Here is a 14541-nt window from a genome sequence, read left to right on the forward strand (position 1 = left end):
CCTCTAATGATTCGTAACCAGCGAGACCAACACGGCGGCCGGCACGCTCGGCCCGACGCCCGACGCCTGGACCGTGACCTGGACCTGCTTGTAATCGGTCGGACAGGCCGCCGTCGTGGTCAGGGCATTGTTCGTAAAACAGGTGATCGTCACACTTCGATTATATTTTGTGAACCCGGTCACCGGATTCTCCGCCGGATAATTGCCGGCGATAATATAGCCGAATCCGCGCCCCGGATTATTCCGGTCGCCCATGATCTCTTCCATTTTCTCCTGGGCCAGATCGGCCGCCGTCGTTGTTCCCACCGTATTCACCTGCCGGCTCGTCATGAAACCGACGGCCGAGATCAGACCCGGAATCGCGATCGCGAGGATCACGATGGTCAGAATCACTTCAATCAATGTAAACCCTTTGGATCTCATCGTCGTCAGTGGGTCAGATTGCCCGTGTTCTGTTGAATCGTAATCACGCGATTCCTTCCCGAATAATTCAAGATGACGCTGCTCGTGCAGGTCAGGACGGTGCCGTTGGTGTCGGTCGGCGCCCCGATGCTGTTGAACTCCATGACGCCGCCGGCCCCCCCGCAAAAAGGCGTCGCCGAACTGAAGCGAACGCCGCTAAGCTGCCCCTGGCGGTAAGCATCAAAATTGACGACGAGCGTCGCCCCCAGACTCGACGGATCCGCGACGGGCACGTCCGGGTTCGGGGAAGCATCACGATAAATGGTGTACCCGGCCGTCGAAGTGATCGTGATCCCGTGCCGGCTCTGCGTGCTGACGGCCAGTTGCTGTGCATAGCGCAGATCGCCCACGACCTTGTTCACGGCCTGATCGAGCCTGCTGTCCGAGAGGCTGGAAAGGCTGAGCGACACGACGGCGCCCAGGATGAGCACAATCAGGATGGTCAGGACCAATTCGATCAGCGTGAAGCCGTTCCCGTCCTTGCCCGCCATACTCTCCCTCTTACTGAAATTTTAGCACGTTATGGGCGTTCCCGGACCCGATTATTCCGGATTTCGGCGGCGCGGGCTTCCATTCTTTCGGCTTCGACATCCTGTTTCGTTTTTCTCAATAAATCGGCGTAATCCTCCAGGGTCGTCGCCAGTTCCGGGTTTTCCGGTCCCAGGGTTTTCTCCCAGATCGCCAACGATTGCCGGTAGAGCGGCCCGGCTTCGTCGTACCGGGCCTGATTGCGGTAGAGATCGGCCAAAGCCCGCAGGCTGAAGGCCACGGCGGGATGATCCGTCCCCCATTCTTCTTCCCGAATGGCCAACGAACGACGATAAAGCGGCTCGGCGTCCGCATACCGGCCTTGCGCCTCATAGAGTTTGGCCAAGTTGTAGAGACCCTTGGCCAGTTCCGGACTCGGCGTCGTTCCCATCATTCCAATGGCTTGGCGATAGAGCAACTCGGCCTCGTTGTACCGCTTCCGGTTCGAGTAAAGCATGGCAAGATTGTGAAGCGCGATGATGAAATAGCTCGCATTCGACGCCGGAGTCCGCTGCCAGATCAGGATCGCGTCCCGATAGAGCGGCTCGGCCTCGTCGGACCTTCCCTGGGCGGCGTAGAGCTCCGCGAGATAGAGAAATCCCGACGCTTGAGCATCTTGTCCTTCGCCGTTCTTGGCCAGGGCGATGGCCCGGTGGTAGAGGCGCTCGGCCTCGGCGTAGCGTCCCAGGATGGTATATTGCGCTCCCAGTCCCAAGTACGGAAGACTGGTCGCGGGCGACGACGCCACGGCCGCCTCCCAAAAAACCACGGGACTCCGCCAGACGGCGTTCCGGCTCCAGCTCTCCCTTCCCCCGGCCGCCACGATCGCAATGACGATGAGGCCGGCCGTTACCCAGACCTTGGCCCGTAGCCCCTCCGCGGCGGCCGCAAGCCGCTCAAGACCTTGCATCGCCAGCCCGGTGCCGGCCATCAAGAATCCAACAGACGGGATATAGACATAGCGCTCCGCCAAGGGAGTGATCGCGATGCCGAAGACGCCCGCCAAAACAGCCGGGCCAAGAAAAATAAGAGCCCATCCCAGGCCGAACGACAATACGACCGCGCGACGAATGAGCGCCCAGAGGAAGAGACCCGACAACATAACGCACGCCAGAACGGCGAGCTTCAAGAAGAGAGAAGAGGCCGTAAAAGAGACGATGAAGGGGTGGAGCGGATAGGGGAACAACATCAGCCTGAGGTAAAAACTTAAAACCGTGATCAGGCCCAAAACAGCTTCGAACGGAAAGAGTTCCTGCACGGCGAGACCGCCGCCCGGGTTTGAAATACCCGAACGCCGCATCCAAAAATAAACGCCCAGGATCAGCAACGGCGCCAGCCAGCGAACCGCGTTCCGCCGGGACAAGAGCTTGGGCCCGGAAAGATAATCGTAGAGCATGAATAACGGGAACAATCCCACCGCCGTTTCTTTGGTCAGAAGCGCGAGGATGAATGCGAACATGGAGGAACTGAAAAACCACCTGCTTCCGCCGCGGCCGGATCGGATGTAGAGCAGCATCGAGAGGAGAATAAACGTCGCGCAGAACACATCGCTGCGGCCCGCGATCCAGGCAACGGCCTCGGCATGGGCCGGATGGACGGCAAAAAGAGAGGAGACCAGAAGCGGAAAACTTGTATAGGGGGACGGCGTGGCCTGACGGGCCGTGATTACTTTCGCCAGGAAAAAAACCAAGGCGGTGTTGAGAATATGGGCGAACCAGATCGAAAAATGATAACCGAAGGGGTTGTAGCCCCAAAGAGAAAAATCCAGAAGGTACGACAGATTGACGACGGGGCGATAATAGGCCGTCGATGGCTTGAGAGCCGGCGCGATCAGCTGATCGGTCAGAAACCGGCTCCAGCCGTCGACCGGCGAACCAAGATTCGGGACGATTTGTTCATCATCCAGGCCCAGGCCGTTGGCCAGCACGTTGAGGTTCGCCAACAGGGCCAGGAGCACCGGAACAGCCCACAGCCACCGGTCATGCTCACCCCTTTCCAACGCTCGTTTCGCGGCATCGAGTGTCAGCATTTTCCGAACGGCTTTACAACCTGTTGGGATTTTTTTTGAACCGCCAAAACCTCTGATGAGAACATCGCAGGGAGAGGAGGCCTCCTCTCCCTGCGCCTTGGCCTTTTCACGCGGACCGGATGCCGATCAAACAAACCCGGCCGATAAGACGGCTAAGACGGCGATGACCGTCCCGTTTAACAATTGGTCTTCGTCGCCAAAGTCAAAGCCCCCGTCAATCCGTTATAACTCGCCTGGGCGCCGCGGCCGGACCCTCCGCAAGACGTGGCGGCCGCATTGCAGGTTAAGTTGCCGCCGGCGCAGATTCCAAAGGTGTCCGGACTGCCGCCGGAGAACGCGGAGGTAACGACCCCGCTGCCGCTGAGACTGACCAATGTGAATACGTTCGAATAAAAGGTTCCGGCCGCGCCGGTCGTGGGCAGGGCCTTCAAGCTGTTAATGGCCAACGCCAGCTGGGCGTTGAACTGGCCGAAGGTGCCGTCAATGGCCGCGTTTTTGGAGTCCGTGAGGATGGTCCCGAACTGGACCATCGCCACGGCGCCGAGAATTCCCAAGATGACAATGATCAGGACCAGCTCGATCAGCGTGAACCCTTTTTCATTCTTCAGCATCTTCATGCGCTCTCTCCTTTGTTTTGATGACGGTTGATGGATCGACGATCGACCTCGGCTGTCCGAACCGGAATCTCCATCTTTCAAGAGCTGTCGATCACCATTTCTCGTACCCCTTCGTTGTCGAATAAACGCGCCCGTTCGAAGGATCATATCCGAAGGGGTTTCCGAACGGATCGACGGGATTGCCGGATTCGTCCAACGCCTTGGTTTTCAAATACTGGTCCGTAAAGAGGGTTCCTTCTTTGATGGGGAGCGTATAATGTTCCCGCATCAGATCCTTCAAGTCGGCCGGAATTTTCTGTCGGGTGAGCACGTACACCTGAACCGCCTTTCGAAGGTTCCCCAGCGAGATCTGCAGGGCCGCCTCCCGCGCGGCCTGGGCCATCCGTTGGTACTTCGGAATCAGCACTCCGATAAAGATCGAGATCAGGACCACAACGATCAGCGTATCAATGATACCGAGGCCCTGTTCCCCTTTGAGCCGCATCTATATTTTTCGGATCCATGGCCAGCCGGATTCGTAAACCACATTAGAAGATGAAGCAAAGCTCATGCCAAATGGCCTTGGAGATTACCCTACGCTATTTCAATCTGTTAACTACTACCATTATAGCAGATGCCCAAAATCGCGAGTATTCCCGTGCACAAGTGTCACCGGAATTACCCAAGTCCGTATTTCTTCATTTTGTTGTAGAGATGCTTCCGGCTGATGCCCAAACGCTTCGCGGCCGCGCTTCGATGGTCCTGTTCATCGGTCAGCGCCTGTTCGATTAATTTTTTCTCGATGTCCGAACTGACCCGTTCCAAATGGTCGCGAAGGCGGCCGTTGCCCATCGGTTCGGACGGCATCGTGGCCGGCGGCTGAACGGCGTCCTGAAGATCATCGAGATCAAGAACATCGGCCTCGGCCAGGACGACCGCCCGCTGAATAACGTTCTCAAGCTCCCGGACATTCCCCGGCCACCGTTGACGAAGCAGCCAGGTCAGGGCCGGCTCGCCGATCCGACCGACACGGCGATTGAATTTTTTCGCATACAGCTTGAGAAAGGCTTCCGCCAGAACCGGGATATCTTCCAACCGCTCCCGGAGGGGGGGCAGATGAATATTCACGACGTTCAGGCGGAAGAACAGGTCCTCGCGAAAACGGCCGGCCTTTACGGCCTCGCTCAAATCCCGATTCGTTGCGGCGATGATCCGAATGTCCACCGGAATGGGCTTGATCCCGCCGACGCGTTCAATCTCGCGTTCCTGCAGCACGCGAAGGATCTTGGCCTGCATGCCCGTCGCCATCTCGCTCACTTCATCCAAAAACAGGGTTCCTTCATGGGCCGACTCGAATTTTCCCAGCCGTTGCTGGTAGGCCCCGGTGAAGGACCCCTTTTCATGTCCGAACAACTCGGCCTCTAGCAAACTCTCCGGGATGCTGGCGCAGTTCACGGTGAGAAACGGCCGGGCCCGGCGAGGACTCCGCCGATGGATGGACCGGGCCACCAATTCTTTGCCCGTCCCGCTCTCGCCGGTAACCAGCACGGTGACATCGCTGTCGGCCACTTTATGGATCAGGTCGAAAACCTTCCGCATGGCCGGGCTCTCCCCCAACATCGCCGATGTTTCCTCGCCCCAGTGACGGTTCAGTCGCCGGACTTCCTCTTGGAGGCGACAACGTTCCACGGCCCGTTTAATCACGATTCGCATCTCATTCAGATCGAACGGCTTCGTAAAATAGTCATAGGCCCCTTTCTGCAAGGTCTCGATCGCCACCTTTTTGGAACCGAACGCCGTCATGAGGATCACCACAAGTTCCGGATCAAACTCTTTCATCTTGTCCAGCGCGAGCAGGCCGTTGAGCCGGGGCATTTTGATGTCCATCAGGACGATCTTAAACTGCCCGGACTTCAATTTCTCAAGGGCCTCCCATCCGTCCGAGGCCGTCGCGAAGGAGTAGCCTTCCTTTTTCAAGGCCTCGCTCAGGAAAAAGCGAAGGGCCTCTTCATCGTCGACAATCAGGATTTGCGGTGAAAGTTCCATTCAACGCTCATGATCGGGCGGACGCCACCCGTCCCGATGGCGAATTATTTGACCGGCAACTCGATCGCGAAGACCGTCTCCCCGTTGCCGCTTTCAACCTCGATCGTCCCGCCTTGCGCGGTCACGACCTGGTGCGTAATGGCCAGGCCCAGACCGGTTCCGCCTTCCTTGGTGGTATAAAACGGATCGAAGATCCGCTTGTAGTCGTCGGGCGGAATCGTCGAATCCGTATTCGCGATCTTGATCGACACCCGGCGCGCCCTGGAAGGGTCCGGACCGGCTTGCACCGCCGTTTTCACCCGAACCGTTCCCGCATTCGGAATCGCCTGCACGGCATTCCGAAGCACGTTTAAAACGGCCTGGAGCATCGCCTCCCGGTCCAGCAGGATTTCGGAGATCCGCGGATCATACTCCTGAAGGATGGTAATCTGTTTTGTGTTTCTTTCATAGCCGCACAGCTCAACGGCGTCGTGAACCAACCGGTTCAGATCCACTTTTTCGATCAGACCGCTGGCCGGGCGGGCGAGCCGCAAGAGGCGCTCCACCACCCTGTCCAGCCGGTTCACTTCCCCCACGATCGTCTCGGCATACTTCTGCTCCGACGGCGAATCGGCGGATTCTTGCAGAAGTTGAGCCAATCCTTTAACCGCCCCCAAGGGGTTTCGGATCTCGTGCGCCACGCCGGCCGCAAGCGTTCCCAGTGCCGCCAGGCGTTCCGTTCGCTGGAGTTGTTCCTGCATCGCCAGTTTGGAAACCATCTGATTGAAGTCCCGCCCGAGGTAGGCGAACTCCTCCGTCAAATCCAACCGGAGGTTTGTCCGGAAGTCTCCGATCGTGACACGGTTGATCGCTTCCTGAAGCCGTTTCATCGGCTGAACCAGGGCGTACGAAATGAACAACCCGACCACCAAGGCCACCAGCCCGCTGAGGAGAAAGACGGGTATGATGCCGGTGATGGCGCTGTGAAATTCGGTCATTCCCGCGATTCGGCCGGAGGCTTCCGCGGAGAGGACGGCCCTGGAGATCAGATACACCGAGATGTAAGTCGGCGCGAGTGAAAATAAGATCAGGAAAAAGGGGATGAAAAAAAAGAGGCTGAGTTGAACGTGGCGTTTAAAGAGAAAGGAGGACAGCCCATGATCAAGACCGTCACCGGGCTGCACGAATTTAGCCACCGCCGCCTTTGAAGACATTGATCAGGTTCCACCAGGGCATGAAGATGGCCAGGGCCAGAAACAGGACGACCCCGCCGATGACCGCCAGCAACAGCGGCTCCAGGGAGGTGGACAGGTTTCGAATGGAATACTCCACCTCTTGATCGTAATATTCCGACACCTTCATCAGCATCTCTTCCATCTTTCCGGTCTGCTCGCCGATGGAGACCATCTGGATCACCACCGGCGGAAAAATGCGGCTGACCTGCATGGGCTGGACGATGCCGCGGCCCTGCCGTGCGCTGTCCCGAATGTTGTCCACCACGCGGGAAATGACGGTATTCCCGACCGTCTGAGAAACGATCTCGAGGGTTTGCAGGATCGAAAGCCCGCTGCGGGTCAAGGTTCCGAAGACGCGGGCGAACCGGGAAAGGGCCGTCTTCAGAAAGATGGTTCCAAAAACCGGCAGTTTAATCTTCACTCCGTCCCACCAAAGCCGGCCCGCTTCCGTCCGGACGTAGGTCCGCGTCGAAAAAGTGACCGAGACGATGACCGCCAAGATAAGCCACCAATAGCTCTGGAACCCGTTGTTGATTCCGATGAGGATGCGGGTCGGCAGCGGCAGTTGGGCTTTAAAACTGGCATAGAGGGCCGCAAACCGAGGAATCACAAACTGCAATAAAATGATGAACGCAATCACCAAGGCTCCGATCACGATCTTGGGATAACGGGTGGCGGCCTTGATCCGGGCGCGGGTCGTGGCCTCATGCTCCGCAAGGGTCGCCAGACGTTGCAGAATCTCATCCAGCACGCCCCCGGTCTCGCCGGCGCGGATCATGCTCACGTAGAGGTTGCTGAACACCGACGGATGTTTTGCGAGGGCGTCCGAAAAGGAGCTGCCGCCTTCCACATCCTTGCGAACCTGCACGATCACATCCTTCAGCCGTTTGTTCTCGGTCTGCTCAATCAGGGCATCGAAGCTGGACATAAAAGGCAGGCCGGCCGAGATCAGCGTGGCGAGCTGTCTTGAAAAGATGATCAGGGCCTCGGGAGAAACGCGCGTGAAGCGGTCCAAAACATCGGCCACCCCAAGTTTTTTCCGCATCTCCTCAATCGAAACGGGGTGATAGCCGAGATGGTCCAACTGAGTGGCCACGGCGTCCCGGCTGGAGGTCTCGATCGTGCCGGTGGACAAAGAGCCGTATTTATCCCGTGCGCGGTACTGGAAAACCGGCATGCTACGCCTCGATTTCTTGAGTGACGCGCAAGACTTCCTCCAGCGTCGTAAGGCCTCTGACGGCGGCGGCCAGTCCTTGCAGACGCAACCCGACGAACCCGGACTGGACCGCTTGATTGCGGATCGTGCCGGAAGAGGCCTTGGCGACAATCAGGTTTCGAATCGCCTCATCGACGGGAAGCAGCTCATAGATGCCGGCCCGGCCCAAATAGCCGGTATTCCGGCATTGCTGGCATCCGCTTCCCTTGACGAGATGGATCTCCTTTCGTCCGTCGAGGAGCTTCTCCAGGTTCAGGCTTTTGACCAGATCCGGAGTCGGCGTGAACGGACCCTTGCAATGGGCGCAGACCTTTCGAACCAGCCGCTGGGCCATGACTCCGATCAAGGACGAGGCCACCAGAAACGGCTCGGCGCCCATGTCCAGAAGCCGGGCCATGGCGCCCGCCGCGTCGTTGGTGTGCAGCGTTGAGAAAACCAGATGGCCCGTCAGGGCCGCCTGGATCGCGATCGAGACCGTTTCGGTGTCCCGGATCTCGCCCACCATGATCACGTTGGGGTCCTGCCGCAGAATGGAGCGCAGGCCGTTGGCGAACGTGATGCCCACCTTGGAATTCACCTGGACCTGGTTGATGTACTTGAGTTGATATTCAACGGGGTCCTCGATCGTGATCACATTCTTTTCGATGGAATTGATGCGGTTCAACGCGGCGTAGAGCGTGGTGGTCTTCCCGCTCCCCGTCGGACCGGTGACGAGCAACAGGCCGTACGGCCGACGGATCATTTTTTCGAACTTTTTCAAATTGTCCGCCGAAAACCCCATCTCTTCCAGGCCGAGAAGGATGCTCCCCTTGTCGAGGAGCCGCATCACGAGCTTTTCGCCGAAGATCGTGGGGAGTGTGGACAGTCGGATGTCCACGTCCTTTTCGCCCACCTTCATCTGAATCCGGCCGTCCTGTGGAACCCGCTTCTCGGCGATGTCCAGATCGGCCATGATCTTGATGCGGGAAACGACGCCCGCTTGAAGGTTCCGCGGCGGGGTCATTACCTCCCGGAGCATCCCGTCGACCCGATAGCGGATGCGCAGCACCTCGGCGTCCGGTTCGATATGAATATCACTCGCGCCTTCCCGGACGGCCTGGGCGATCATGGTGTTCACCAGCTTGATCATCGGCGTATCGTCCCCGATGCGCTGGAGATCGATCACCTGCTCTTCCGGCATCACGCCGTATCCCTGGATATCGGCCTCCTTCGCCGCCTCTTCCATGGTCGAGGTGGCGCTGTAGAAACGATCAATGGCCTTCATCACCTCGGATTCCGAACTCACAACCGGCTGGATCTCCATGCCGGTCGCCCGGCGGAGGTCGTCGATGGCAAAGACGTTGAGCGGATCGACCATGGCGAGGGTGAGAATCCGGTCCTTTTTGAAGACCGGGATGACTTGATGGCGACGGGCCATCGTTTCCGGAATAATCTTGACGACATCCGGATCAATGATGATGCTGGAAAGCGTCACCGGCTGGATGCCCATCTGCTTCCCGAGCACTTTGATGATGTCTTCCTCGGTGACGAAACCCATGCTCCGGAAGATGGTCCCGATCCGGCCGCCGTGGAGTTTCTGTTCGCTGAGCGCGCGCTCAAGCTGTTCGCGGCTGATCAACCCTTCCGCGATCAGCATTTCCCCCAGCATTTTCCGTTTCTGTTGCGGTAACGGCATCGTCACCTTCCCCCCGGAGGGCCGTTCCAACGGACCTGGAGCAACGGGCAAGAGTTTGGATTTAGATTTCTATCGTTTACTCGCTTTTAAAGAAAAGTCAAGCGAAACAAAAAGGTTCTGGCACTCAACTAGCATACCATACGGGTTCATGTTGTCAATTGCAGGGCCGTCCGGAAGTAATCCACCGTCAACTTAAGTCCGTCATGGAGTTCGACCTTGGGCTCCCAATCGGCCGCCTTCTTGAGCTTTGTGTAGTCCAGCACGCTCCGGATTTGCTCTCCCCGCTTCTCCGGGCCGTAGACTTCTTTAACCTTTGTACCGGTGATTTCGACCAGAGCGCGGAAAAGTTGGTTGACCGAGACCTCCTTCCCGGTTCCGACGTTGAATATCCCCTGAATGCTGTTCTCGATCACGGCCATGTGCGCCTCGACCACGTCTTCCACAAAGACATAGTCCCGCGTCTGCTTGCCGTTGCCGTTGATGATCGGCTGGTCATTCACCAAGGTTTTCTGACTGAAGATCGCCACGACACCGGCCTCTCCGAAGGGATCTTGACGCGGACCGTAGACATTGGCATAACGCAAGGCCACGTAGTTCAAACCGGTAGCCCGCTGGTAGTAATACAGGTAATGTTCACCGGCCAATTTGCTGATTCCATACGGTGAAACGGGATGCACCGGGTGGGTTTCGGGAGCCGGAAACACCTGCTGTTCGCCGTACACCGCGCCGCCGGAAGAGGCGAAAATCACCTTCTTGGCCCCGCAGCGAACCGCATTCTCCAAGACATTGAGAAACCCCAAAACGTTGACCTGCGCGTCATAGATCGGATCCGCCACGGATCGGCGGACATCCATCTGGGCCGCGTGGTGACTGATCAAATCCGGTTTTTCCTTCTTGAAAATCTTTTCGATCTTCGAGCTCAGAATGTCCATTTTATAAAAACGCGCGGTCCGGTTGACGTTTTTCTTTTTCCCCGTGGAAAGATTATCCACCACCACCACGTCATGGCCTTCCTGGATCAGCCGGTCCACAATATGAGAGCCGATAAATCCCGCCCCTCCGGTCACCAACACCTTCATGGATTCTCCTTAGTGAGATTTTTTTTTTCTTGATACCACTCCACAAATTTTTTGAGACCCTCATCGATCGACGTCCGGGGCTCGTATCCGAGAAGCCGTTTGGCCTTGCCGACGTCCGCAAAGGTCAGCGGGACATCGCCGGCCTGGGGCGGCAGGACTTCGATTTGAGCCTTCTTGTTCAAGGCCTTCTCGATCTTGGCCACCAAGTCCCGCAGTTCAGTGGTTTGGGATCCTCCGATGTTCAGGATCGCGTACGGTTGCGGATGTCCCAGAGCCTCGACGACTCCCTCGACGACATCCGAAATATACGTGTAGTCGCGGCGCGATGATCCGTCTCCGAAAACAGGAACGGGACGGCCCTCATCGATCAACCGCGTGAATTTGGCGATGGCCATCTCGGGCCGCTGGCGAGGACCATAAACGGTGAAAAAGCGCAGGCAGGTCATCGGGACACCGTACAGATGATGATAGGTGTAACACAGCAATTCTCCGGCGCGCTTGGTGGCGGCGTAGGGCGAGATGGGAAAGTCGGCCGGGTCCTCTTCCGAAAAGGGAACGCGGTTGGCGACGCCGTACACCGAGGAGGAAGATGCAAACACAAAGTTTTTAACCCGGGCCGACCGCGCCGCTTCAAGAAGCCGGGTGGTTCCGTTCAGATTCACGTCATGGTACAAAACCGGATCTTGAATCGACGGACGGACGCCCGCACGGGCCGCCGCGTGAAAGACAACCTCGATCGGTTCTTCCCGGAACAATCGGGCCAGCGTCGGTTCGTCCCGGATGTCCCCCTCGACCAGTCGAACGTTTGGCCGGTTCAAGGCCGTTCTGATGTTGGCCCGCTTGACGGCGGGATCGTAGAACGAATCAAAATTGTCCAGGCAAACGACCCGGTCTCCCTCCGCCAGGAGACGCTCAACCACGTGGGACCCGATAAACCCCGCGCCTCCGGTGACGAGGACGGTCTTCATGGTTTCTCGAGAAGAATGAGATATTCGACGTTGCCTTTTTGTCCCGTGATCGGCGATGGCATCACACCCTTTACAATCAATCCCGTCGACCGGGCGAAGCGGACGATTCCGTTCAAGGCGCTCTCGCGCTTCGCCGGATCCCGGACGACGCCTCCCTTGCCCACTTCCCCTTTGCCCACCTCGAACTGGGGTTTGACCAACGCAACGATCATGCCGTTCGGCCGCACGAGCTCGGCCGCTTTCGGCAGAACCTTGGTCAGAGAAATGAACGAAACATCGATCGTGGCCAAATCGACCGGTTCCGGAATCCGTCCCGGCTCAAGGAAGCGAATATTGGTTCGATCGATCACGTGGACCCGGCCGTCCCGGCGCAAAGACCAGGCCAACTGGCCGTACCCCACATCGACGGCGTAGACACGCGCCGCGCCGCGTTGAAGCAGACAGTCCGTGAATCCGCCGGTCGAGGCACCGATATCGACCGCCACTTGATCCCGGATCGTGATGCCGAACCGGTCGATGGCGGCCTCCAGCTTCAAGCCCCCTCGACCGACGTACCGGAGGGCCGTGCCGGCCGGGTCCTCGTGAATCCGAACAACGGCGCCATCCTTCACCGGCAGTCCGGCCTTCGTCGCTTTGGCTCCGTCGACTTCAACCGCGCCGGCCAGGATCAGCGCCTGTGCCTTCTCCCGGCTGTCGGCCAAACCGCGATCGACCAGGGCACGGTCCAGGCGTTTTTTGACCTGTTTTTTAACGGACGGTGAAATCACCATTAGACCACCCGCCGCGGGACTTCGACTTTTGGAAGGCCCGCGGGTCCCTGTTTGTTGGGAAATACAGCGGCGGAAAGGCCCGCCTGGACAAAGGACCGGACGTCCCTCAGTAGGGATTCGGTCGTGAAACCGAAGCGCTCGCGCAGGGATCGAACGGCGCCGTGTTCGATAAATCGGTCCGGCAGACCGATTCGTTTCAGCTCCGCACCGGCAAGGCCCTCCTCTTCCAGGACTTCCAAGACGGCCGAGCCGAATCCGCCCTGCAAGACATGTTCTTCCACCGTGACCAGACGCCGCGTTCTCCGAGCAAGCTGCACGATGAGGTTGCGGTCGATCGGCTTGACGAAGCGGGCATTGACCACGGCCGCGGATATTCCCTCTTTTTCAAGCTCGGCGGCCGCTGCAAGCGATGGGTAGACCCCATGGCCCAGAGCCAGAATCGCTATGTCGCTCCCGTTTTTTAAAAGCTCGGCCCGGCCGACCGGAAGCCGCATAAGTCGCGCATCCATTTCAACGCCGATCCCTTCTCCGCGCGGATACCGGATCGCCGCCGGTCCGTCGTGCTTTGACGCGGTGTAGACCATGTGCTGCAGCTCGTTTTCATCCTTCGGAGACATGACAACCAGGTTTGGAAGGATTCTCAGAAATCCGATATCGAAGATGCCATGGTGCGTGTGGCCGTCTTCTCCGACCAAGCCCGCGCGGTCCAGACAAAGTACGACCGGGAGGTTCTGAATGCAGACATCATGGATGATCTGATCGTACGCCCGCTGCATGAACGTGGAATAGATCGCGACCACCGGACGGAGTCCGGCGGCCGCCAGCCCGGCCGCAAAGGTCACGGCGTGGGGCTCGGCAATCCCGACGTCGTAGCAACGGTCGGGAAACTCCTTGGCAAATTGGGCAAGCCCGGTGCCCTCCGGCATCGCGGCCGTGATCGCCATGATCTGCCGATCGCGTTTGGCCAGCCGGGTCAGGGTCGAGGCAAATACCTGCGTGTACGTCGGAAACCGGGGCGTCTTGCGGGCCTGCCCCGTCTCGACCTGAAAAGGCGAGGCGGCATGCAGCGCGACCGGGTTGCGTTCGGCCGGCTCGTAGCCCTTGCCTTTCTTGGTAATGACATGGACCAGGATCGGTCCCTTCAGTCGCTTGATGTTCTCCAAGGTCGGGAAGAGATGCTCGAAGCGGTTTCCGTCAATCGGACCGATATACTGAAAACCGAGTTCCTCAAACAGAAGACCCGGCCCGATAAATCCTTTCGCCGACTCTTCCACTTTGTGTACGGCCTTGATCATCGGCTGGCCGATCCGGGGGATTGTTTTTAAAATGTGTTTGGCCTCTTCCTTGACCTTGGTATAGAACTGTCCGGTGATGATCCGTGAAAGGTAGGCCGAGATCGCTCCCACATTCTTTGAGATCGACATTTCGTTATCGTTTAGGATGACGACGAAATCCTTTTTGGACGCCCCGGCCTGATTGAGTCCTTCATAGACCATGCCGGCCGTCATCGCCCCGTCCCCGATCACGGCGATGACCTTGTGGCGCTCCCCGAGATGGTCCCGCGCCTCCACCATGCCCAACGCGGCCGAGATCGAGGTCCCGGCATGACCGGCATTAAAAGTGTCATACGGGCTTTCCTCGCGCCGGGTGAACCCGCTGAGCCCTCCGAATTGACGGATCGTTTGAAACTGCTCCCGTCGCCCGGTGATCAGTTTGTGCGCATAAACCTGGTTGCCGGTATCCCAGACGATCTTGTCCCGCGGCGCGTCGAAGACCGCGTGCAGCGCCAGGGTCAACTCGACAATGCCCAGGTTGGTCGCCAGATGCCCCCCGTTCATGGAGGTGACCCGGATGATCTCTTCCCGGATCTCCTCCGCCAGCCGCGGCAGTTCCGTCCTCGGAAGTTTTTTCAGATCCTCCGGGCCGTCGATCTTGTCCAATAAGCGCATTCGTTCTCC

13 protein-coding genes are annotated in these 14541 nt (G+C 58.4%); all 13 read right to left on the reverse strand.

The annotated features are described in order from the left end of the window. Positions 1-3: 3 nt before the first annotated feature. The gene (locus VLY20_04745; protein ID HUK55947.1) at positions 4-423 is read right to left on the reverse strand and encodes a prepilin-type N-terminal cleavage/methylation domain-containing protein; all 420 of its coding nucleotides are present in this window, start codon (positions 421-423) and stop codon (positions 4-6) included. Between the two features lie 5 nt (positions 424-428). Next, entirely contained in the window at positions 429-953 is a 525-nt protein-coding gene (locus VLY20_04750) for a prepilin-type N-terminal cleavage/methylation domain-containing protein (protein HUK55948.1), read from the reverse strand. 29 nt (positions 954-982) lie between these two features. Beyond that, on the reverse strand, positions 983-3019 hold the full coding sequence (locus tag VLY20_04755; protein HUK55949.1) for a tetratricopeptide repeat protein: 2037 nt from the start codon (positions 3017-3019) through the stop codon (positions 983-985). Between the two features lie 176 nt (positions 3020-3195). Beyond that, positions 3196-3636, reverse strand: a complete 441-nt coding sequence (locus VLY20_04760) for a type II secretion system protein (protein ID HUK55950.1) — start codon at positions 3634-3636, stop codon at positions 3196-3198. A gap of 91 nt (positions 3637-3727) precedes the next feature. Next, complete coding sequence (locus VLY20_04765) at positions 3728-4120, reverse strand: type II secretion system protein (protein ID HUK55951.1); 393 nt, start codon at positions 4118-4120, stop codon at positions 3728-3730. Between the two features lie 173 nt (positions 4121-4293). Then, the gene (locus VLY20_04770) at positions 4294-5661 is read right to left on the reverse strand and encodes a sigma-54 dependent transcriptional regulator (GenBank protein ID HUK55952.1); all 1368 of its coding nucleotides are present in this window, start codon (positions 5659-5661) and stop codon (positions 4294-4296) included. Positions 5662-5705: 44 nt separating this feature from the next. Beyond that, positions 5706-6836 (reverse strand): ATP-binding protein, encoded by a 1131-nt coding sequence (locus VLY20_04775; GenBank protein ID HUK55953.1) that lies wholly within the window; start codon positions 6834-6836, stop codon positions 5706-5708. Then, on the reverse strand, positions 6829-8052 hold the full coding sequence (locus VLY20_04780; GenBank protein ID HUK55954.1) for a type II secretion system F family protein: 1224 nt from the start codon (positions 8050-8052) through the stop codon (positions 6829-6831). Before VLY20_04780 ends, VLY20_04775 begins: the two co-directional genes overlap by 8 nt. A gap of 1 nt (position 8053) precedes the next feature. After that, the gene (gene gspE / locus VLY20_04785; protein ID HUK55955.1) at positions 8054-9766 is read right to left on the reverse strand and encodes a type II secretion system ATPase GspE; all 1713 of its coding nucleotides are present in this window, start codon (positions 9764-9766) and stop codon (positions 8054-8056) included. A gap of 146 nt (positions 9767-9912) precedes the next feature. Next, positions 9913-10845: an NAD-dependent epimerase/dehydratase family protein gene (locus VLY20_04790; GenBank protein HUK55956.1), complete on the reverse strand. Its 933-nt coding sequence runs from the start codon at positions 10843-10845 to the stop codon at positions 9913-9915. Then, positions 10842-11813 (reverse strand): GDP-mannose 4,6-dehydratase, encoded by a 972-nt coding sequence (locus VLY20_04795; GenBank protein HUK55957.1) that lies wholly within the window; start codon positions 11811-11813, stop codon positions 10842-10844. Before VLY20_04795 ends, VLY20_04790 begins: the two co-directional genes overlap by 4 nt. Beyond that, positions 11810-12583: a TlyA family RNA methyltransferase gene (locus VLY20_04800; GenBank protein ID HUK55958.1), complete on the reverse strand. Its 774-nt coding sequence runs from the start codon at positions 12581-12583 to the stop codon at positions 11810-11812. The genes VLY20_04795 and VLY20_04800 overlap by 4 nt, the downstream gene beginning before the upstream one ends. Continuing rightward, positions 12583-14532, reverse strand: coding sequence for a 1-deoxy-D-xylulose-5-phosphate synthase (gene dxs, locus VLY20_04805; GenBank protein HUK55959.1), 1950 nt, complete (start codon positions 14530-14532; stop codon positions 12583-12585). The genes VLY20_04800 and dxs overlap by 1 nt, the downstream gene beginning before the upstream one ends. Positions 14533-14541: the final 9 nt, after the last annotated feature.

The sequence above is a fragment of the Nitrospiria bacterium genome, assembly GCA_035517655.1.
In the GTDB taxonomy this organism is placed as follows: domain Bacteria; phylum Nitrospirota; class Nitrospiria; order JACQBZ01; family JACQBZ01; genus JACQBZ01.